The sequence below is a fragment of the Burkholderia sp. 22088 genome, assembly GCF_052045915.1.
GTDB lineage: Bacteria > Pseudomonadota > Gammaproteobacteria > Burkholderiales > Burkholderiaceae > Burkholderia > Burkholderia cepacia.
Genome location: NZ_JBQEPY010000013.1, coordinates 134960 through 153964 on the forward strand (window position 1 = coordinate 134960; position 19005 = coordinate 153964).

Consider the following 19005-nt stretch of genomic DNA (forward strand, 5'->3'; position numbering starts at 1 on the left):
ATCGAATGAGGCGCCATCAGTAAGTCTTTGATTTAAAAGGCCGTGCAGGTCGGGCTGCTGACCGTCTACGACATGTGCAAGGCCGTCGATCGCGGGATGGTGATCACCGATGTGAGCGTGCGCGAGAAACGCGGCGGGAAGTCGGGAGACTGGAAGGCGGAAGACGTCGCGGGTTGACCGCCAGCGGTAACAGCCGCCATTCACGGGGCAGCGCCGGCCGTAGCGATGCTCCGTTCGAACGATAAAAACCAGAAAAACACTTCACTCATGAAGAATCCCACGCTGAAATGCGCCGCGCCGCTGCTGTGCGCGCTCTTCCTGCTGCCGGCCGTCGCATCGGCCGCCGGCGCCTGCCCCGCCGCCGACACCGCCGCGCGCGCGGCCATCGACGCGCAGCACCGCGTACAGCAGATCCGCAATCCGCCGAGCGACGGGCCCGGCGTCGAGATTTCGCCGCCGCTGCGCGACGCGCTGCGTGCGTACAAGCAGGCGCTCGCCGGCGCGATCGATGCGCGGCTCGCCTGCAGTGACGAACAGGTCGACCCGGCCGCGCTGAAACGCACGCTCGCAGCCGCGCTCGGCGTGCCGGCCCGGCCCGTCCAGCCGAAAGACGGCGAATCGGCGTTCGGCCGCAATCCGGACGTGGACGTCGAACGCGGCGGCACGTCCCGCCCGTTGCTCTTCGTGCGCGCCGGCTTCGACATCGCATGCGGCGACGACAACCTGCTGACCGCCTACGCATGGGAAAACGGCGGCTGGCAGCGCGTGCTGCGCTGGCAGGCCGACGACTACAAGGACATCGGCGGCGCGTACGGCGGCGGCTTCTGGTTCTCGGCGCTGCCCGGCGGGCAGATCGCGGTCGTCCACGGCACGCCGTGGTGCGCGTCGCGCTGGAGCCGGTTCGCCGTGGACGTGGCCGCACCGGCCGACGGCCCGACCGCGCAACGCGTGCTGTTCCATGCCGAGAACAGCTACGTGCTCGACGAAAACCCGATCCGGTTCAAGGTGCGCCCCGACGGCTTCGAGGTGCGCGCGACGGTCGGCTCGATGGACAGCGAAGTGTTGACGCGGCCAGGCGTATTCCGCTATCGCGTCGACGGCGGCACCGTGCAGCGCGTACAACCCGTCGCGCTCAACGGCCGCGATTTCGTCGACGAATGGCTGAATGTGAACGATGCGCAGGCGCGCGAATGGAGCGAACCCGCCGCCGCGGCTGCCGCGCTGAAGGGCCGGCAGGCGTTCGACAAGGCCCGCAAGGCGCCCGGTACCGGGTTCGAGTACGGGCCGGTGCGTGGCTGCTCGGACAGCAAGGACCGCTTTCAGGTCGAACTCGATCTGACGGGCAACACCGGGGAGACGGTTGCGCGGCACTACGCGCAGATTCGCCAGGAACGCAACGGGTTCACGCTGCTCGGGCTGAGCACGGCGGCCGAGCCGGCTTGCCGCGGCGCGAACCTGATGCCGCGGCACTGAACGTCGGGCACGCGCGGCCCAAGGCCGCGCGCAGCGAAGGGGCTGACAGGAAACAATACCGGACGGCGACCGGCACGCACGCCGCGCCGCCCGCGCATCACTTGCCGCGCTGCGGCTCGAACACGAACGGTTGGGTCAGCAGGAACGGATTCGCGGTCGCGCCCGTCTGTACGCAGGTTGCGTGCGTCATCGCGTCGACGGCCGCGCGATCGGCCGCCGCATTACGGCTGCTCGTCGTCACGGTGACGTTCTGCGCTTCGCCGGACGTCGTCATCAGCGCGCGCACGAGCACGGTCGCCGGACGCGTGAGCGGCTTCGCGGTATCCGGATAGACGGCGCGCGGAATGTGGCAGGTCAGCTTGCTTTCCTGCGACGACGACAGCATCGCGCAGCCGGAAAACAGCATCGCGACGGCGGGCAGGATCAGGTAGGTCGAGCGAATAGCCATGGTCGAATATCGTTCTTCAGCACTGTTGCGGACGAACGCGCCGCGCGCCGGGGAACATCGCCCGGTCGCATCGCATGCGTCACACCGCGCCGCGGCCATCGGACCGGCGCCCCGTTACGGCCGCACGGCCGATCGATGCTCGGCCGCGATCCTGCGTGGCGGACTTCCCGGGTGGCCCGGTGTTGCCGGTGTTCGCGTCGCCCCTGCCCCACACGGGCCGGCACGCGAGCGCTTTCGCGCATTGTGCACGCGCCGCCCGGCAAGCGGCGGCGATTTGACAATGGTTGACGCGAATCGCCGCGCCTTCAGCCGGAATCCGCGCAATCCGCGAGGTAATCGATACGCGGCCGGATTCGCCGGGTTCACGCCAAGCGGTTGCGTTCGGCACGCGCCGCTGCTTTCGCACGGCGCGGCCCCTGCCGGCATTCCCCGTTCCGGCAGGGGCCGCACGTATCAATCCGAATCGTCGTCGTCCTCGTCGTCGGCCGCGTCGGCCGGAACTTCGCCGTATTTCGCGACGACCGCCGCCTTGAACGTCTTCAGCGCCGGCTGCTGGTCGCACAGCTTGTACAGCGCCGCCAGCTGTTGCGGCCAGTCCTTCAGCTCCTTCGCGAACACGTGCAGGCGCGCGACGGTGTCGAGCGCATCGGCTTCGCGGCCGGCCAGTGCCTGCAGCACCGCATAGCGGCGCAGCACCGTCTCGCCGGGCAGCAGCGCGATCGCGCGCTCGTGCGCGGCGAGCTTGGCCGGCAGGTCGTCCGCCGAAATCGGGAGCAGCGTGGCCGCGCCGTATTCGCCCCAGGCGCCGAACAGCAACGACGGCGCGTCGCGGTATTGCGCGGCCGGATCGCTGCCGTAATACAGCACCTCCGCGCGCTGGTAATCGCGCAGCACGGGCACCGCCGCCAGCACGCCGCCGACCGACAGCACCGTGAACAGCCCGAAGGCTGCACGCCCCGGCAGGAAACGCAGCGGCTTCACGTCGAGCAGCCCGATCACGAACATCGCCGGCAACAGGAAGAACATGTACTGCTGCGGATACTCGACCAGCGCATGCATCAGCAGGATGCCGATCAGCGCGAAGCCGAACACGCGCATGCTCGACTGCGGTGCGCGCACCGCACGCACGAACCACGTCACGAGCGCGACGACGAGCACGCCCAGCCCGACGAGACCGGACTTCGCGAGCAGGTCGATGAAGATGTCGTGCGAATTGTTCGCGATCTCGACGCCGCCCAGCGAGCGCACGAGCGCGAACTGGTGTGACGGGAACTCGCCCCAGCCGACGCCGAGCAGCGGGTGCTCGCGGAACATCGCGAGCCCGTACTTCCACAGTGCGAGGCGCGGCGCGATCTGCCCCGCGTCGCGCATCCGGTCGGCCGCGGATTCCGCGAGGTTCAGGTGATAGTGCACGTTGGCCCAGCGCACCGCGACGTTCACCGCGACGAACGCCACCGCGAGCACGACCGGGATCAGCCACGCGCGCGCATTGCCCGGTGCTCGGCGCGTTTCGAGCCACGCCATCCAGAAGCCCGCGACGACCATCACCGCGACCTGCAGCCACGGCCCGCGCGACACCGTCAGCGCAAGGCCGACCGACAGCACGAGCGACAGCGCGAGCCACGCCCATACCGCGAGCCGGCGCGTCTGCACGAGATACAGCGCGCCCGCAAGCGCGAACGCGATGTAGCTGGCCAGATGGTTCGCCTGCGCCATGTTGCCGTACGGGCGGCGATCGACCGCGACGTTGTACATCACGACGAACGGCGACAGCGCCGACTCGAGGTGGAACAACTGCACGATCTGGGTGCCGACCGCGAACACCCCGCCGACGAGCAGCGCGCCGGCCATCATCCGCGACACGGCCTCGGCCAGCCCGTCGCGCGCGAGCGTAAAACCTGCCTGCATCGCGACCAGCGCGGCGGCGAGATAGCCGACCGCGAGCCAGTTCATCGACGGCACCTTGAGCGGAATCAGCGCGACCTGCGCGATGAGCACCACCGCGAACCCGAGCGGCGCAACGAATGCGGTCGGCGCGGCGAACGGTTCGGCCGGGCGACCGGTGCGCGCGAGCAGCACGACGGACACTCCCACCAGCAGATACAGCACCAGCGCGGAAAACTCGGAATAGAAGGTCGGGATCGGATACGTGTGATTCGTGATCGCGTACGGCACGATCAGGGCGACAGCCAGCGCAACGAGCGGCAACGAACGGGAAAAAGTAGAAGGCATGAGCGAACCGGATGTCAGCAACCGGCGCACTATACAAAACTTTCCCCCCTCTGTGCGGGGCCTTCGCGCCGCGCCCCGGCGCGGCGCGGCCGCCCCGGCCGACCGAAGCGGCGGCCGGCATGCTGCCCGTGCCGCCCTGCTCCGCTGCCGGCACTACGCGCGGCACTCCGCCGGCGCATATTTCGCAGGCAGCGTCGCGGCATCGCCCGGCAACGGCCCGGCTCCCGGCGCCGGCAGCGACGACGCGTCCTTGCCGGCGGCGAAGCACTCCCACGCGATCGCGCCGGCCTGCATCGCGCCCTTTTTGAGCGGCACGCGTGCGGTGGGCGCGTCGGCCTTGTCGGGCGCGGACGGCACGAGCACCAGCGTATTGGCGCCCGCCGCCGCGACGCGCGTGGTGAAGGCGACCGTGATCTGGCCGGTCTCGCCGTCGATCGCGACGGATTCGACGTTGCGGGTCGCGGCCGGCGGGCTGTAGCCGCCGTCGAGGCCCGCGCCGCTCGCGGCGTTGTCGGCGACGGCCAGCCGCGCGGACGACGCAAGCGCGAGCCCCTCGCCGACACGCGAGCGCGCAAGGTAATCCTGGTACGCGGGAATCGCATAGGCGGCGATCACGCCGACGATCGCGAGCACGATCATCAGTTCGATCAGCGTGAAGCCGGCCGGCCGCCAGCGCGGCGACGACCGGTTTGCGCGCCGCAGGTCGGCGGCAACACGACGGAACAGGGAAACGGAAAAGGCTTCGAACATGGCAGGCTCCGGAAACGAAAAACGCCTGCCGTTAAAGGCAGGCGTCTCGATCGTAGCCAGCAGGCCGTGAATCCGGCAGTCGGCCGGATGGCCAGTGTCAGTGTGCGCGCGGTGCGCCGCTGCGCCGCCTGAGCGCGTAACCGATCGCCACCACGAACAGCGCGCCCGCGATGCTCGCCCCGTAGAGCACCGGCTGCGTATCGAGCACCGGCCAGCGGTCGCCGACCGGGTCGTTCACGATCAAGCCGCCCGCGATCCAGCCGAGCAGCCCGGCGCCGAGCGCCACGACGATCGGGAAACGGTCGAGCAGCTTCAGCACCAGCGTGCTGCCCCACACGATGATCGGCACGCTGACGACGAGCCCGAAGATCACGAGCGGGATCCGGTGCGACGGGTCGGCCTGCTCGGCCGCGCCGGCGATCGCGATCACGTTGTCGAGGCTCATCACGGCGTCGGCGATCACGATCGTCTTCACGGCGTCCCACAGCCGGCTGGCCGGCTTGATGTCGTCGTGCGCGTCGGCGGCCGGCGCCATCAGCTTGATGCCGATCCACAGCAGCAGCAACCCGCCGCCGAACTTCAGGAACGGGACGTCGAGCAGCGCAACCGCGAACGTGATCAGCGCGACGCGCAGCAGGATCGCACCCGCGGTGCCCCAGACGACACCGCGCAGCCGCTGGTTCGCGGGCAGGTTGCGACATGCGAGCGCGATGACGACGGCGTTGTCGCCGCCGAGCAGGATATCGATGATGACGATCTGGAGCACGGCGCCCCAGTGCAGCGACGTCAGGAATTCGAGCATGGGGTGATGTGCAGGACAGTGGCGGCCTGGCAGGCGGCCGGGTTCATCGCCGGCACATGCACGACGCATGTCCGGTGGGTGCTTACGAATTCATTGCGCGAGCATAACAAAAAACGCCGGCAAGGCCGGCGTTTTTTGCAGGACGAACCCAGGGGGGAAATATTACAGCGCCTTCTTCAGCAGACGGCCCATTTCCGACGGGTTGCGCGTGACGGTGATGCCGCACGCTTCCATGATTTCCAGCTTCGCTTCGGCCGTATCCGCACCGCCCGAGATCAGCGCGCCGGCGTGGCCCATGCGCTTGCCCGGAGGCGCCGTGACGCCAGCGATGAAGCCGACGACCGGCTTCTTCATGTTGTCCTTGATCCACTCGGCGGCATTGGCTTCGTCCGGACCGCCGATTTCGCCGATCATCACGACTGCGTCCGTATCCGGATCGTCGTTGAACATCTTCATCACGTCGATGTGCTTCAGACCGTTGATCGGGTCGCCGCCGATACCGACTGCCGACGACTGGCCGAGGCCCAGTGCCGTCAGCTGCGCAACGGCTTCATACGTCAGCGTGCCCGAACGCGACACGACGCCGATGCGGCCCTTGCGGTGGATGTGACCCGGCATGATGCCGATCTTCAGTTCGTCCGGCGTGATCGTACCCGGGCAGTTCGGCCCGAGCAGCAGCGTCTTGCGGCCTTCGCGACGCATGCGGTCCTTCACTTCGATCATGTCGCGCACGGGAATGCCTTCCGTGATGCAGATCGCGAGATCGAGGTCGGCTTCGACCGCTTCCCAGATCGCAGCAGCTGCGCCTGCAGGCGGAACGTAGATGACCGACACGGTCGCGCCGGTTTCTGCCTTCGCTTCCTTGACGCTCGCGTAGATCGGAATGCCTTCGAAATCTTCGCCGGCCTTCTTCGGGTTCACGCCCGCGACGAATGCTTCGCGGCCGTTTGCGTATTCACGGCAGGCGCGCGTATGGAACTGACCGGTCTTGCCGGTAATGCCCTGCGTGATGACCTTCGTGTCCTTGTTGATCAGAATCGACATGTATTTTGACCTCTGTTCGATTGGCGTCGCGTGCAAGCCGCGCCGCCATACCTATTCATTGAGCGCGCTTACTTGCCTGCGGCAGCCGCGACAACCTTCTGCGCAGCCTCTTCCATGCTGTCAGCCGAGATGATCGGCAGGCCCGAATCGGCCAGCATCTTCTTGCCGAGGTCTTCGTTCGTGCCCTTCATGCGCACGACGAGCGGCACGTTCAGGTTCACGGCCTTCGAACCGGCGATCACGCCTTCCGCGATCACGTCGCAGCGCATGATGCCGCCGAAGATGTTCACGAGGATCGCCTTCAGGTCCGGGTTCTTCAGCATCAGCTTGAACGCTTCCGTGACCTTCTCGGTCGTCGCGCCACCGCCGACGTCCAGGAAGTTCGCCGGTTCGCCGCCGAACAGCTTGATCGTGTCCATCGTCGCCATCGCGAGGCCTGCGCCGTTCACGAGGCAGCCGATGTTGCCGTCGAGCGAGATGTACGCGAGGTCGAACTTCGACGCTTCGATTTCAGCCGGATCTTCTTCGTCCAGGTCGCGGTACGCGACGATTTCCGGGTGGCGGAACAGCGCGTTCGAGTCGAAGTTGAACTTCGCGTCGAGTGCGATGACCTTGCCGTCGCCGGAGACGTTCAGCGGGTTGATTTCAGCCAGCGATGCGTCGGTTTCCCAGAATGCCTTGTACAGGCCTTGCAGGATCGCGCGCGCTTGCGGAATCGAAGCAGCCGGCACGCCGATCTTCGCGGCGAGGTCGTCTGCCTGGGCGTCGAGCAGGCCCGTCGACGGCTCGACGATGACCTTGTGGATCAGTTCCGGGTGCTTTTCGGCAACTTCTTCGATGTCCATGCCGCCTTCGCTCGAACCCATCAGGACGATCTTTTGCGAGATGCGGTCGACGACGAGGCTGACATACAGTTCCTGCTTGATGTCCGCGCCTTCTTCGATCATCAGACGGTTGACCTTCTGGCCTTCCGGACCGGTCTGGTGCGTGACGAGCTGCATGCCGAGGATCTGGTTCGCGTATTCGCGGACCTGCTCGATCGACTTCGCCACCTTCACGCCGCCGCCCTTGCCACGGCCACCCGCGTGAATCTGAGCCTTCACGACCCATACCGGGCCGCCGAGCTCTTCTGCCACCTTGACGGCCTCGTCAACCGAGAACGCCGGCTTGCCGCGCGGTACCGCGACTCCGAATTTCCGCAGGATTTCCTTACCCTGGTACTCGTGAATCTTCATGCGTGATTCCCTTCAGTCTGAGAGTTGGATGAAAAGTCGCTTTAGACGCTTCTTCGAATGATTTCCGTTCATTCCTTCGTGCTGCCATCACCGGGCAAATCCGGCCGAAGCGGGCCATACCACCGCGGGTAATACTGCCGCACGACCTCGCCGTCGAACCGCAACGCCCGGCAGCGGCCGAGCTGGAAAGGCGGTTCGGCGTGCACGTCGCCCTGATCCGGCCCTTCGCCGCCCTCCTCGCGCACGTTCCACACGTCACCGGCGAACGCCTGGATCGCGGCCGTCGGCAGCACGGCGCACAGTTCGGTGAGATGGGAACAGCCTGCGACGCCGGCGAGCAGCCGGTTCGCGTTGCGGCGGAAATTGCGGAAGAGGTTGAGCCCGATGAGGGCCCGATAGGCGGGGGAAGCGGATTGACAGTGACCGGGATAGGGAACCCATTCCGAAGACGCTTCGGCGTCGACGACATTGAGGTCACGATCGATAGTCACGCGCAGCCAGAGTTCGTGGATCGGCAGGCCCTGGGGCCGGATGCCCGACGCAAGCGCGACATCGCGCGGCTTGTGGTCGGTCAGGCAGGCTTCGATGTCCCACAAGCCGTCGCCGCGCTCGTAAGCTTCCGCTCGGATTGCGCGTCGATGTCGCAACTGACGGGGCACGGGCTCGGATAGCGGCATGCTGGAGGTTGAGGCCGAAGAGGAAAACCCACGGATTTTAGCATATTGGGTATTTGAGACACTTTGACGCGACGGCGGGTATTCCCGCCTGTCCGGAAGCAGTTGCGTTGCAGCAAAATCGCGCGCCACGCGCGCGATCGGCACGGTCAGTCGTCGATCGGGAAATCGTCGCCGACCTTCAGCAACTTCACGATGGTCGCGCTCGAGAAGCCCCGCGCAGCGAGAAAGCGCGCCTGCTTCGCCCGCTCGGCCGGCGTTTGCGGCAGTGCACCGAATTTCTTGCGCCAGACCGCCTGCGCACGCGCCCATTCGGTCTCGCGAAGCTGCGCGTTCACCTCCTCGACGAGCGTGTCGCCGACCGCATGACGCTTCAGCTCGCTGACGATGCGTGCGACGCCGACACGCGACGCGCGGCGATGCACGAGACTCTCGGCAAAACGCGCATCGGACAGCCAGCCATCCTTCTCCAGCGCATCGAGCACCGGTTCGACGGACTCGTCTTCGCCGACATACGGCGCGAGCTTGCGCGCGAGTTCCGTGCGGCTGTATTCGCGCCTCGACAGATAGCCGAGCGCACGGCCTTTCAACGAACGCGGCGGCTTCGACGACTTGCGCGTGCCGGCACCCGGATCGTCGCCGGAAGCAGCGCTTGAAGCACCGCCCGACGCACGACGCGTGCGACGCGGATGCTGGCTGCTGCGCGTGTAGACATCTTCCCTGGCCGGCGCCGACGCATCGGCTGTGCGATCGCCAGGGAAACTGACACCGGAGACGCGACGACGGGAGCGGTCGTGCGCGTCGAACGATTCATCGTCGTCGAATGGATCGTCCGGTGCAGCAATCTCAAACGAAACGAGGGCATCGTCGGATGCCCTCGTCGCGGTGCGGTTCGCGGCATGGCTGCCCGCGACCCGCCGATCGGCGCTCGAGGATCCGGCTCGCCGGCCGGGGCGACCCGCCGCTTCGGGCGCGTCGCTCTCCTCCGGCTCGCCAGCCTGACCTCGGCGCCCGACCATCACTCTTCTTCGTCCACCGCCTCGGCTTCGTTGCCTGCACTATCGGGCATTGCGACGACGCCGAGCGATTCGCGGATGCGGTTCTCGATCTCGCGCGCGATTTCCGGATTCTCGCGCAGGAATTCACGCGCGTTGTCCTTGCCCTGGCCGATCTTCTCGCCGTTGTAGCTGTACCAGGCGCCGGCCTTGTCGACGATTTTCGCCTGCACGCCGAGATCGATGATCTCGCCCTGACGCGAAATGCCTTCGCCATACAGGATGTCGAAGATCGCTTCGCGGAACGGCGGCGACACCTTGTTCTTGACGACCTTCACGCGGGTTTCGTTGCCGATCACCTCGTCGTTCTTCTTGATCGAGCCGATCCGGCGGATGTCGAGACGCACCGACGCATAGAACTTCAGCGCGTTACCGCCCGTCGTGGTTTCCGGGTTGCCGAACATCACGCCGATCTTCATACGAATCTGGTTGATGAAGATCACCAGGCAGTTCGTGCGCTTGATCGTGCCGGTCAGCTTGCGCAGCGCCTGCGACATCAGGCGGGCCTGCAGGCCCGGCAGCGAATCGCCCATCTCGCCTTCGATTTCGGCCTTCGGCACGAGCGCCGCGACCGAGTCGATGACGATCATGTCGATCGAGCCCGAGCGCACCAGCGCGTCGGTGATTTCGAGCGCCTGCTCGCCGGTGTCCGGCTGCGAAATCAGCAGCTCCGGCACATTCACGCCGAGCTTCGACGCGTACTGGACGTCGAGCGCGTGCTCGGCGTCGATGAACGCTGCGGTGCCGCCCAGCTTCTGCAGCTCGGCGATGACCTGCAGCGTGAGCGTGGTTTTACCGGACGATTCCGGGCCGTAGATCTCGACCACCCGGCCGCGCGGCAGGCCGCCGACGCCAAGCGCGATGTCGAGGCCCAGCGAACCCGTGGAGACGACCTGGATATCTTCCGCCGCCTCGCCGTCGCCCATGCGCATGATCGAGCCCTTGCCGAACTGCTTCTCGATCTGGGCAAGCGCGGCGGCCAGCGCCTTGCTCTTCTCGGCGGTCATCCCGGAGCCCTTCTTGCTATCTTCCATGAATCGTCCTTTGCTATGATGAGCAGCGTCTGTCAGAGGCGCGCCCGCTTTCAAGCGCCGCCCACGAATGCAGACACTGTATAAAAAAACAGTATTTTGTGCAAGCCCGCAATGCAGGCTGCGTTGTACACGAATAACTTCGGAGACAGCCGGCCGGCGCGAACGCCCCGCCGGCCATCGGTCAGCACCATGCGAATTCTCATCGCGGAAGACGACAGCATACTCGCGGACGGCCTCACCCGGTCACTCCGCCAATCGGGCTATGCGGTCGACCACGTGAAGAGCGGCGTCGATGCCGATACGGCACTGTCGATGCAGACGTTCGACCTGCTGATCCTCGACCTCGGGCTCCCGAAAATGTCCGGGCTCGACGTGCTCAAGCGCCTGCGCGCCCGCAATTCCAACCTCCCCGTGCTGATCCTGACGGCCGCCGACAGCGTCGATGAGCGCGTGAAGGGGCTCGACCTCGGCGCCGACGACTACATGGCCAAGCCGTTCGCGCTCAACGAGCTCGAGGCGCGCGTGCGCGCGCTGACCCGGCGCGGTGCGGGCGGCGGCCCGACCGTCGTGCGCCACGGCTCGCTCGCGTTCGACCAGGTCGGCCGCATCGCGTATGCGAACGATCGCGTGCTCGATCTCTCCGCGCGCGAGCTTGGCCTGCTCGAGGTGCTGCTGCAGCGGATCGGCCGGCTCGTGTCGAAGGAGCAGCTCGTCGACCATCTGTGCGAATGGGGCGAGGAAGTCAGCAACAACGCGATCGAAGTCTACGTGCACCGGCTGCGCAAGAAGATCGAACCCAGCGGCGTACGGATCTCGACCGTGCGCGGCCTCGGCTACTGCCTCGAGAAGGCGGCGCCGGCCACGCCCGCCGACTCGGCCGCGCCCCAGCCCGCGGTGGCCGGCACGCCGCTGCGCTGACCCCGGGCGTCGCCGCAATGGCCACGCCGGCCCCTACCCGCCACCCGACCGGCGCGCCGTCGTCGGCCGCCGACGAGGCGCGCGACGCGCGCTACGAGAACCCGTTCGCGCCGCCCGACGAAACCGATGCGCCCGAGGCGCCGCGCCCGCGCTCGCTGTTCGGCGAGATCCTCGACTGGATGCTCGCGCCGCTGCTGCTGCTGTGGCCGATGAGCATCGCCGTCACCTACCTCGTCGCGAAGACGATCGCGAACGGTCCGTTCGATCGCGCGCTCGAGACCAACGCGTACGTGCTCGCGCGGCAGATCCATCCGGTAAACGGCGTCGCCGAGCTGACGCTGCCGCAGCAGACGCGCGACTTCCTGCGCGCGGACAACGTCGACAGCGTCTATTTCCAGGTGCTCGGCACCCGCGGCGAACTGGTCGCGGGCGAAGCCGACATGCCGCTGCCGCGCGACGAGGACCGCCCGCCGCCGGGCGTCGTCATGTTCCGCGACGACCTGCTGCGCGGCAACGACGTGCGCGTCGCGTATACGACGGTCGCGCTGCCGCAATCGGACAGCGCACAGCCCGTGCTCGTGCAGGTCGGTGAAACGCTGGACAAGCGCAACGCGCTCGCGAACGACATCATCAAGGGCGTGATCCTGCCGCAGTTCGTGATCCTGCCGCTCGCGATCCTGCTGGTCTGGTTCGGGCTGTCGCGCGGGCTCGCGCCGCTCAACGCGCTGCAGGCGCACATCCGCGCGCGACGGCCCGACGACCTGTCGCCGGTCGAGGCGCAGCGCGCGCCGCCCGAGATCGAGCCGCTCGTCACGTCGTTCAACGACCTGCTCGCCCGTCTCGAACAGAACATGGCGCTGCAAAAGCGCTTCATCGCCGACGCCGCCCACCAGATGAAGACGCCGCTCGCGGGCCTGCGCACGCAGGCCGAGTTCGCGCTGCGCCACCCCGTGCCGCCCGACGTGCAGCGCTCGCTCGAGCAGATCGCGACGAGCTCCGAGCAGGCCGCGCGGCTCGTCACGCAGTTGCTCGCGCTCGCGCGCGCCGAGAACCGCGCGAGCGGGCTGACGTTCGAGCCGGTCGAAATCGCCTCGCTCGCGCGGCGCGCGGTGCGCGACTGGGTGCAGGCCGCGCTCGCGAAACGCATGGATCTCGGCTACGAAGGCCCGCCGGACGACACGCCGCTCGACGTCGACGGCAACCCGGTGATGCTGCGCGAGATGCTCGGCAACCTGATCGACAACGCGATCCGCTACACGCCGGAAGGCGGCCGCATCACGGTGCGCGTGCGCGCCGAACCCGCCGCGCGGTTCGTGCATCTCGAAGTCGAGGACACCGGGCCGGGCATCCCGGCCGCCGAACGCGAGCGCGTCGTCGAGCGCTTCTACCGGATCCTCGGCCGCGAAGGCGACGGCAGCGGCCTCGGGCTCGCGATCGTGCGCGAGATCGCCACGCAGCACGGCGGCACGCTGACGCTCGACGATCACGTCTACCAGCACGCCCCGCGCCTCGCCGGCACGCTCGTGCGCGTCAGCCTGCCGCTGACCGAAGCCGCCCCGGATTAACCCTGACGCGCGCCGCCGCAGGCTGCCCGGATTACGCCGAAATCGACGATTTCGGCGACGTTGCAAGCGTGATAGACACTCAAAGCAGAAACTTAGACGAAAGTTGACGCACATCTGCTTTGCAGACGCGAGTCAGTCCGCCGTAAGTTTCCCTACCAATAATCGTCAACAGGCCCGCCTCACCCAAGGCGGCCGCACACCTACAAAGGGACTTGGAGACGACTCATGGCAACGTTAGGCGGGCAAATTTCGCACTCGCCGATGACGGGTGAAGAGAAGAAGGTGATCTTCGCGTCGTCGCTCGGCACCGTGTTCGAGTGGTACGACTTTTACCTGGCCGGCTCGCTCGCGGCCTACATCAGCAAGAGCTTCTTCTCCGGCGTCAACCCGACCGCCGCCTTCATCTTCACGCTGCTCGGCTTCGCGGCCGGCTTCGCGGTGCGGCCGTTCGGCGCGATCGTGTTCGGCCGCCTCGGCGACCTCGTCGGCCGCAAGCACACGTTCCTCGTGACGATCGTGATCATGGGCATCTCGACCTTCGTGGTCGGCTTCCTGCCCGGCTACGCGTCGATCGGCATCGCCGCGCCCGTGATCTTCATCGCGATGCGGCTGTTGCAGGGTCTCGCGCTCGGCGGCGAGTACGGCGGCGCGGCGACCTACGTCGCCGAGCACGCGCCGGCCAACCGTCGAGGCTTCTACACCGCGTGGATCCAGACGACCGCCACGCTCGGCCTGTTCCTGTCGCTGCTCGTGATCCTCGGCGTGCGCACCTTCATCGGCGAGGAAGCGTTCGGCAGCTGGGGCTGGCGCGTGCCGTTCGTCGCGTCGATCCTGCTGCTCGCGGTGTCGGTGTGGATCCGGATGCAGTTGAACGAATCGCCGGTGTTCCTGCGCATCAAGGCGGAAGGCAAGACGTCGAAGGCGCCGCTGACCGAAGCGTTCGGCCAGTGGAAGAACCTGAAGATCGTGATCCTCGCGCTCGTCGGCCTGACCGCCGGCCAGGCCGTCGTGTGGTACACGGGCCAGTTCTACGCGCTGTTCTTCCTCACGCAGACGCTGAAGGTGGATGGGGCGAGCGCGAACATCCTGATCGCGATCGCGCTGCTGATCGGCACGCCGTTCTTCCTGTTCTTCGGTTCGCTGTCGGACAAGATCGGCCGCAAGCCGATCATCCTCGCGGGCTGCCTGATCGCGGCACTGACCTACTTCCCGCTGTTCAAGGCGCTCACGCACTACGCGAACCCGCAGCTCGAGATCGCCACGCAGAAGTCACCGATCACGGTCATCGCCGATCCGGCCGCCTGTTCGTTCCAGTTCAACCCGGTGGGTACGTCGAAGTTCACGAACTCGTGCGACATCGCGAAGAGCGCGCTCGCGAAAGCCGGCCTGAACTACGAGAACGTCGCGGCACCGGCCGGCGCGACGGCGCAGATCAAGGTGGGCGACACGGTGATCCCGGCCTACGAAGGCAAGGCGGCCGACGCGAAGGCGCAGGGCGCGGCGTTCGACAAGACGCTCGGGTCGACGCTGAAGGCGGCCGGCTACCCGGCCAAGGCGGACCCGGCGCAGCTCAACTGGCCGATGACGATCGTGATCCTGACGATCCTCGTGATCTACGTGACGATGGTCTATGGCCCGATCGCCGCGATGCTGGTCGAGATGTTCCCGACGCGGATCCGCTACACGTCGATGTCGCTGCCCTATCACATCGGCAACGGCTGGTTCGGCGGCTTCCTGCCGGCCACCGCGTTCGCGATCGTCGCGGCGAAGGGCGACATCTACTCGGGCCTCTGGTATCCGATCGTGATCGCGCTGGCCACGTTCGTGATCGGCCTGCTGTTCGTCAAGGAGACGAAGGACTCGAACATCTACGCGCAGGATTGAGGGTGGAGGGCGGCACGGGCCGCCGGCAACTTTTTTCGCGGAAGATGAAAAAAGGTGTTGACAGCCCGAGCGTCGATCTACATAATTCAACTCTTCGGCGAATTAGCTCAGTCGGTTAGAGCGACGGAATCATAATCCGCAGGTCCGGGGTTCGAGTCCCTGATTCGCCACCAAATGCGAGAGCCGCTGTTTCGAAAGAAACAGCGGCTTTTTCATTTTTCCGATGTCACGGCAAGTGGCACGGATGATCAAAATTCCCTGCCCGCGACGCGATCGCCACGGCACCTGGTATCTCCGGGTCGCCCTCAGTCCCTTCAAGCTGCGCTCAGCCCCCGGCGACCTGAACAACATCAACCTCAACGAACGCATCATCAACGCCTGTACGCGGTGATACCGAACGGCGCAAAAATCGATACCCCGCGCAATGCCACCCGGCACACCGCAGTACGCACACGATGCCGCACTTAGAATCGGTACGTCCAAATTCCCGCTGCATCCAGGCATAACGTCAATGAGAAAACGCCTCGCATGCTTCCTGTCGATTCTGATCGGCATCGCAACCCCGCTCGCCTGCCAGGCCGACCCGCTGCCAGACACCACCGTCGACGGCCTGCATTGGAGATTCGAGCAACTGCACGACACCGGGCACGACGACGATTACGAAGTAGCCGCCCGTCGAGGCGAACAGGTCCTCATCTGGGACAACGGCAAGAACCGGCAAGCTTATGCGGAAGCCGTGTTCCTGCTGGTCTCCGCTCCCTATGACCAGGTGCAGCCGCTCGTGGAGCGCGTGCTGCAACGGACGAGCCCGGTCAAGGCCAGTGCCGATAGCTGGCAGTTGCAGAATTTGCCGGACCCCTGGAGCCATGTCCTGTTGTCGCGCCGGCCGGACCTGCGCGCAGCCATCGCCGACCATGCGACCCTGCCGAAACTGCAGCAGGCGCTGCAACAAGGCGCAATCACCCGGCAGGAACTGGACTGGCGCATGGATCTGGCTCGGGCCCGCGTCGACCGGCTGTTCCGCGGCTCCGGCCTGCCCGCGCTGCAACCCACGTACGCGTTCTGGGAGGCCCGCCAGGATCACAGCGACGGCATCACCGGCCAGTACCGGAGCGCGCTGTTCGTCAGGGTGCAGGACACAAGCGCCCTATTCGGGCATCCGGCGACGGTCGTTCAGTTCGGTCGCATCGACTCCCGGCCCAACCCCGACTACAGCCTGTGGAAAGCATTGACACTCCAGGACCTGGACGTGTTCAGCGGCAACCGGACGCAATCCAGCAGGACCGGCATCTCCGTCGTCCCGGCCGACGTGTTCACGGCATTGACCGACGCGTTGTCCGCACTGCCAGTCAGGCTGGAAATCGCCACGTCGCCCGCTGCATGGCAGTTGCCCTCGGCACCGTCGATGCCGCCCCCCGCCATCAAGCCGGTGGCGCCGGACCCGAGCGCCCCGGTAATCAAGCCGTCGATCATCCGCTGGGACAAGTTCGCGACCGATCCGTCGCAACGCACGTTGCTGTACCCGCACGACATCCTCGGCCTGCCGGATGGCAGCCTGCTGTTCAGCGCCCAGGTGGCCGACAACCGCGGCTGGAACGAGTACGTGTGGCGGCTGCGCGCGGCCAACGGCGCGTTGCAGGCGGACGAAATCTGGCACGGCAAGGAGGGGCCGCGACAGATGATGATCAACGGCGACGGCAGCGCCGTCTGGTTCGACGGCCAGCCCGACGCCAAGAGCAAGCCAAGCCTGTACCGATACGACATCGCGAGCAGCAAGGTCGATCGTCATGAAGTCGTCTGGCCGAGCGAGACCGATTGGCGAGACCATCAGATGAGCGATATGTCCTGGATTCTCGATGACGATCTGCCGGCCAATTTCTGGCATGACCTCCGGCATGGCGAGAAGGACGCGAATCCGGTCGGCTCCGCGTTCCTGACCGTGCAGCGCCCGGCGTCACCGCCGCCGGGCAACGACGATCCATGGCCGTTCGTCACGACGCTTTCGTCGGTACGCCAGTCGCTGATGGACGAGATCAGCAACGGCAGCAATGCGCTGATCTGGCCGGTACGCTGGCGGCCTTCCGGGAGCTACTGGACGGAGGATTCGCAAGGGCTCGCCGAGCTGGACGCCCGCACCGGCCGCACGCTGCGTACGATCGTGTTGCCCCGGCGCTTCGGCGCGCCGGATTCCGTCAGCGCCGCCGGCATCGCTCATTGGGCGCCCAAGCCGCTCGGCTCGCCGCAGGGTCACTGGATCGCGACAGGCTTCGTGCTGTTGCTCGACGACGACGGCAGCATGCCACCTCCCGTGAAGGCCCCGGGTCCGAAACGGGCGCGCTTCGTCGGCATGCATGTGGTGGATCTCAAGAACGGGCACGTAACGTCGGCCCTGCTGGGCACTGCCGACACCTTCAAGGCCGCAGCCCGTTCGGCAAACGGTCGCTTCCTTGCGATGGGTACGACCTGCAAAGCGGGCGGCTGGAAACATCGCGTGGCACTGTGGGATGTCGCACAGGGCCGCACGCCCGTGCAGCTCGACGCATCGTCGCTACCCAAAAACAGCGAGATCCAGGCGCTGGCCTTTTCGTGGGACGGTTCTGCGCTGTGGGCAATCGGTACGCGCGAACTGATGCTGTGGAAATTGCCCGCCGCGCTGCGCGATCGCGCGACGCAAGGCGCTGTTCCGGATCAATCCCGCAACTGAAACCGCGGCATCGACACGCGGCTTTTCCGGGACGCCAACACCGCGGTGACCGGCGGCACGGCCACCCCGGCCGCGCCCCGGCGCCTCACGCCGCCACCGCCCCTCGCTGCAGCTTCGCCGCCTGCGCCCCCACCCGCCCGCGCCAGTTCTCCCCACCTTCCAGCGACGGCGTCGCCTCGAACACCTCCGCGACCCAGTCGGCGAACACGCGCACCTTCTGCGACAGGTGCCGGTTGTGCGGATACACGATCGAAATCGGCTTCGGCTTCGGATTGCAGTCAGGCAGCACCTCGACCAGCGAGCCGTCGAGCAGGTTCGGCAGCACCATGAACAGCGTCGGCTGGATCATCCCGAACCCTTCGAGCCCGCACGTCACGTAGGCATCCGAATCGTTGACCGTGACGCTTCCGTTCATCCGCACCTCGAACGGCTTGCCGTCGATCATGAACACCCACGGAATCGCACGCGCGCCGTGGCTCGCACGGAAATTCACCGCGTGATGGTCGGCGAGATCGGCAATCTCGTGCGGCTCGCCGTGACGCGCGAGGTAATCGGGCGACGCGCAGGTCACGCGCTTCAGCATCCCGATCCGCCGCGCGACCATCGACGAATCCTCGAGCGGCCCGACCCGGATCATGCAGTCGATGCCCTCCTCGACCGGATCCACGTAGCGGTCGGAGAGCCCCAGTTCGAGCGTGATGTCGGGATAGCGCTGCCGGAAAATCGACAGCGACGGCAGCACGATGCGCCGCCCGAGCGAACTCGGCATGTGGACACGCAGCACGCCGCTCGGCTTGCGGTTGCCCGTCTGGAAACTCGCGTCGGCCTCCGCGATCTCCGAGATGATCTTCGTGCAATGCTCGTAGTACGCCGCACCTTCCGGCGTGAGCGACAGCCTGCGTGTCGTCCGGTGCATCAGGCGCACGCCCAGCAGCGCCTCGAGGTTCTGAATGATGGTCGTCACCGACGCGCGCGGCATCGCGAGCGTGTCGGCCGCGCGTGTGAAACTGTTCGCGTCGACCACACGGGTAAAAACTTCCATTGCCTGGATTCGGTCCATGCTGCTCCCCCTTCGAATCGCCAACGGAACAGAATAGAGCGCGCGACGGGCACGGCACAAGCCCCCGTCCATTGTTCTCTGATCCTGAATAGTTTCTGCGTTTCGGACTGGAAAGCGATCGATTTTC

The 19005-nt window shown here is 66.6% G+C and carries 16 protein-coding genes, 1 tRNA gene and 1 pseudogene; 8 read left to right on the forward strand and 10 right to left on the reverse strand.

Annotation, left to right across the window (positions count from 1 at the left end):
* Nucleotides 1-39 precede the first annotated feature (39 nt).
* Nucleotides 40-177: pseudogene (locus ACTJLD_RS24610) on the forward strand (cyclic pyranopterin monophosphate synthase MoaC); the annotation flags it as partial.
* Between the two features lie 90 nt (nucleotides 178-267).
* Complete coding sequence (locus ACTJLD_RS24615; protein WP_440659814.1) at nucleotides 268-1473, forward strand: hypothetical protein; 1206 nt, start codon at nucleotides 268-270, stop codon at nucleotides 1471-1473.
* Nucleotides 1474-1570: 97 nt separating this feature from the next.
* Here the strand turns inward: ACTJLD_RS24615 and ACTJLD_RS24620 are convergent, their stop codons facing one another.
* The 9 genes from ACTJLD_RS24620 to recA all read right to left on the reverse strand — a co-directional run bounded on the left by ACTJLD_RS24620 (nucleotide 1571) and on the right by recA (nucleotide 10747).
* The gene (locus ACTJLD_RS24620; protein ID WP_060083077.1) at nucleotides 1571-1921 is read right to left on the reverse strand and encodes a TonB family protein; all 351 of its coding nucleotides are present in this window, start codon (nucleotides 1919-1921) and stop codon (nucleotides 1571-1573) included.
* A 453-nt stretch (nucleotides 1922-2374) separates the two neighbouring features.
* Complete coding sequence (locus ACTJLD_RS24625) at nucleotides 2375-4153, reverse strand: PglL family O-oligosaccharyltransferase (protein ID WP_440659815.1); 1779 nt, start codon at nucleotides 4151-4153, stop codon at nucleotides 2375-2377.
* A gap of 153 nt (nucleotides 4154-4306) precedes the next feature.
* Nucleotides 4307-4903 carry a pilin gene (locus tag ACTJLD_RS24630; RefSeq protein WP_027789216.1) on the reverse strand — a complete coding sequence of 199 codons (597 nt, stop codon included), beginning with the start codon at nucleotides 4901-4903 and terminating at the stop codon, nucleotides 4307-4309.
* Between the two features lie 97 nt (nucleotides 4904-5000).
* Complete coding sequence (locus ACTJLD_RS24635; protein ID WP_027789215.1) at nucleotides 5001-5705, reverse strand: TerC family protein; 705 nt, start codon at nucleotides 5703-5705, stop codon at nucleotides 5001-5003.
* Nucleotides 5706-5867: 162 nt separating this feature from the next.
* The gene (sucD, locus tag ACTJLD_RS24640; protein ID WP_006477916.1) at nucleotides 5868-6749 is read right to left on the reverse strand and encodes a succinate--CoA ligase subunit alpha; all 882 of its coding nucleotides are present in this window, start codon (nucleotides 6747-6749) and stop codon (nucleotides 5868-5870) included.
* Nucleotides 6750-6817: 68 nt separating this feature from the next.
* Complete coding sequence (gene sucC, locus ACTJLD_RS24645; RefSeq protein ID WP_006755512.1) at nucleotides 6818-7984, reverse strand: ADP-forming succinate--CoA ligase subunit beta; 1167 nt, start codon at nucleotides 7982-7984, stop codon at nucleotides 6818-6820.
* A gap of 68 nt (nucleotides 7985-8052) precedes the next feature.
* The gene (locus tag ACTJLD_RS24650) at nucleotides 8053-8661 is read right to left on the reverse strand and encodes a DUF2889 domain-containing protein (protein ID WP_060083079.1); all 609 of its coding nucleotides are present in this window, start codon (nucleotides 8659-8661) and stop codon (nucleotides 8053-8055) included.
* 146 nt (nucleotides 8662-8807) lie between these two features.
* A complete protein-coding gene (recX, locus tag ACTJLD_RS24655) occupies nucleotides 8808-9677 on the reverse strand; it encodes a recombination regulator RecX (RefSeq protein WP_440659817.1) in 870 nt (289 codons plus the stop codon).
* Nucleotides 9677-10747, reverse strand: coding sequence for a recombinase RecA (recA, locus tag ACTJLD_RS24660; protein WP_440659819.1), 1071 nt, complete (start codon nucleotides 10745-10747; stop codon nucleotides 9677-9679). The genes recX and recA overlap by 1 nt, the downstream gene beginning before the upstream one ends.
* A 189-nt stretch (nucleotides 10748-10936) precedes the next feature.
* Here recA and ACTJLD_RS24665 point away from each other — a divergent pair, with 189 nt between their 5' ends.
* From ACTJLD_RS24665 to ACTJLD_RS24690, 6 genes are all read left to right on the forward strand, one after another.
* Nucleotides 10937-11665, forward strand: a complete 729-nt coding sequence (locus tag ACTJLD_RS24665; RefSeq protein ID WP_059649778.1) for a response regulator transcription factor — start codon at nucleotides 10937-10939, stop codon at nucleotides 11663-11665.
* 17 nt (nucleotides 11666-11682) lie between these two features.
* Nucleotides 11683-13230, forward strand: a complete 1548-nt coding sequence (locus tag ACTJLD_RS24670) for a sensor histidine kinase (RefSeq protein ID WP_060174912.1) — start codon at nucleotides 11683-11685, stop codon at nucleotides 13228-13230.
* Between the two features lie 225 nt (nucleotides 13231-13455).
* Nucleotides 13456-15114 carry an MFS transporter gene (locus ACTJLD_RS24675; RefSeq protein WP_059699958.1) on the forward strand — a complete coding sequence of 553 codons (1659 nt, stop codon included), beginning with the start codon at nucleotides 13456-13458 and terminating at the stop codon, nucleotides 15112-15114.
* 96 nt (nucleotides 15115-15210) lie between these two features.
* A tRNA-Met gene (locus ACTJLD_RS24680) sits at nucleotides 15211-15287 on the forward strand.
* Nucleotides 15288-15358: 71 nt separating this feature from the next.
* Nucleotides 15359-15505, forward strand: coding sequence for a hypothetical protein (locus tag ACTJLD_RS24685; RefSeq protein WP_440659821.1), 147 nt, complete (start codon nucleotides 15359-15361; stop codon nucleotides 15503-15505).
* Between the two features lie 120 nt (nucleotides 15506-15625).
* Entirely contained in the window at nucleotides 15626-17818 is a 2193-nt protein-coding gene (locus tag ACTJLD_RS24690) for a hypothetical protein (protein ID WP_440659823.1), read from the forward strand.
* An 85-nt stretch (nucleotides 17819-17903) separates the two neighbouring features.
* Here the strand turns inward: ACTJLD_RS24690 and ACTJLD_RS24695 are convergent, their stop codons facing one another.
* On the reverse strand, nucleotides 17904-18878 hold the full coding sequence (locus tag ACTJLD_RS24695) for a LysR family transcriptional regulator (protein WP_027789208.1): 975 nt from the start codon (nucleotides 18876-18878) through the stop codon (nucleotides 17904-17906).
* Nucleotides 18879-19005: the final 127 nt, after the last annotated feature.

What these genes read in the sequence shown, in the direction of transcription:
- ACTJLD_RS24615 (WP_440659814.1), top strand. Translation starts at nt 268, where the DNA reads ATGAAGAATCCCACGCTGAAATGCGCCGCGCCGCTGCTGTGCGCGCTC.
- ACTJLD_RS24620 (WP_060083077.1), bottom strand. Translation starts at nt 1,921, where the DNA reads ATGGCTATTCGCTCGACCTACCTGATCCTGCCCGCCGTCGCGATGCTG.
- ACTJLD_RS24625 (WP_440659815.1), bottom strand. Translation starts at nt 4,153, where the DNA reads ATGCCTTCTACTTTTTCCCGTTCGTTGCCGCTCGTTGCGCTGGCTGTC.
- ACTJLD_RS24630 (WP_027789216.1), bottom strand. Translation starts at nt 4,903, where the DNA reads ATGTTCGAAGCCTTTTCCGTTTCCCTGTTCCGTCGTGTTGCCGCCGAC.
- ACTJLD_RS24635 (WP_027789215.1), bottom strand. Translation starts at nt 5,705, where the DNA reads ATGCTCGAATTCCTGACGTCGCTGCACTGGGGCGCCGTGCTCCAGATC.
- sucD (WP_006477916.1), bottom strand. Translation starts at nt 6,749, where the DNA reads ATGTCGATTCTGATCAACAAGGACACGAAGGTCATCACGCAGGGCATT.
- sucC (WP_006755512.1), bottom strand. Translation starts at nt 7,984, where the DNA reads ATGAAGATTCACGAGTACCAGGGTAAGGAAATCCTGCGGAAATTCGGA.
- ACTJLD_RS24650 (WP_060083079.1), bottom strand. Translation starts at nt 8,661, where the DNA reads ATGCCGCTATCCGAGCCCGTGCCCCGTCAGTTGCGACATCGACGCGCA.
- recX (WP_440659817.1), bottom strand. Translation starts at nt 9,677, where the DNA reads ATGGTCGGGCGCCGAGGTCAGGCTGGCGAGCCGGAGGAGAGCGACGCG.
- recA (WP_440659819.1), bottom strand. Translation starts at nt 10,747, where the DNA reads ATGGAAGATAGCAAGAAGGGCTCCGGGATGACCGCCGAGAAGAGCAAG.
- ACTJLD_RS24665 (WP_059649778.1), top strand. Translation starts at nt 10,937, where the DNA reads ATGCGAATTCTCATCGCGGAAGACGACAGCATACTCGCGGACGGCCTC.
- ACTJLD_RS24670 (WP_060174912.1), top strand. Translation starts at nt 11,683, where the DNA reads ATGGCCACGCCGGCCCCTACCCGCCACCCGACCGGCGCGCCGTCGTCG.
- ACTJLD_RS24675 (WP_059699958.1), top strand. Translation starts at nt 13,456, where the DNA reads ATGGCAACGTTAGGCGGGCAAATTTCGCACTCGCCGATGACGGGTGAA.
- ACTJLD_RS24685 (WP_440659821.1), top strand. Translation starts at nt 15,359, where the DNA reads ATGATCAAAATTCCCTGCCCGCGACGCGATCGCCACGGCACCTGGTAT.
- ACTJLD_RS24690 (WP_440659823.1), top strand. Translation starts at nt 15,626, where the DNA reads ATGAGAAAACGCCTCGCATGCTTCCTGTCGATTCTGATCGGCATCGCA.
- ACTJLD_RS24695 (WP_027789208.1), bottom strand. Translation starts at nt 18,878, where the DNA reads ATGGACCGAATCCAGGCAATGGAAGTTTTTACCCGTGTGGTCGACGCG.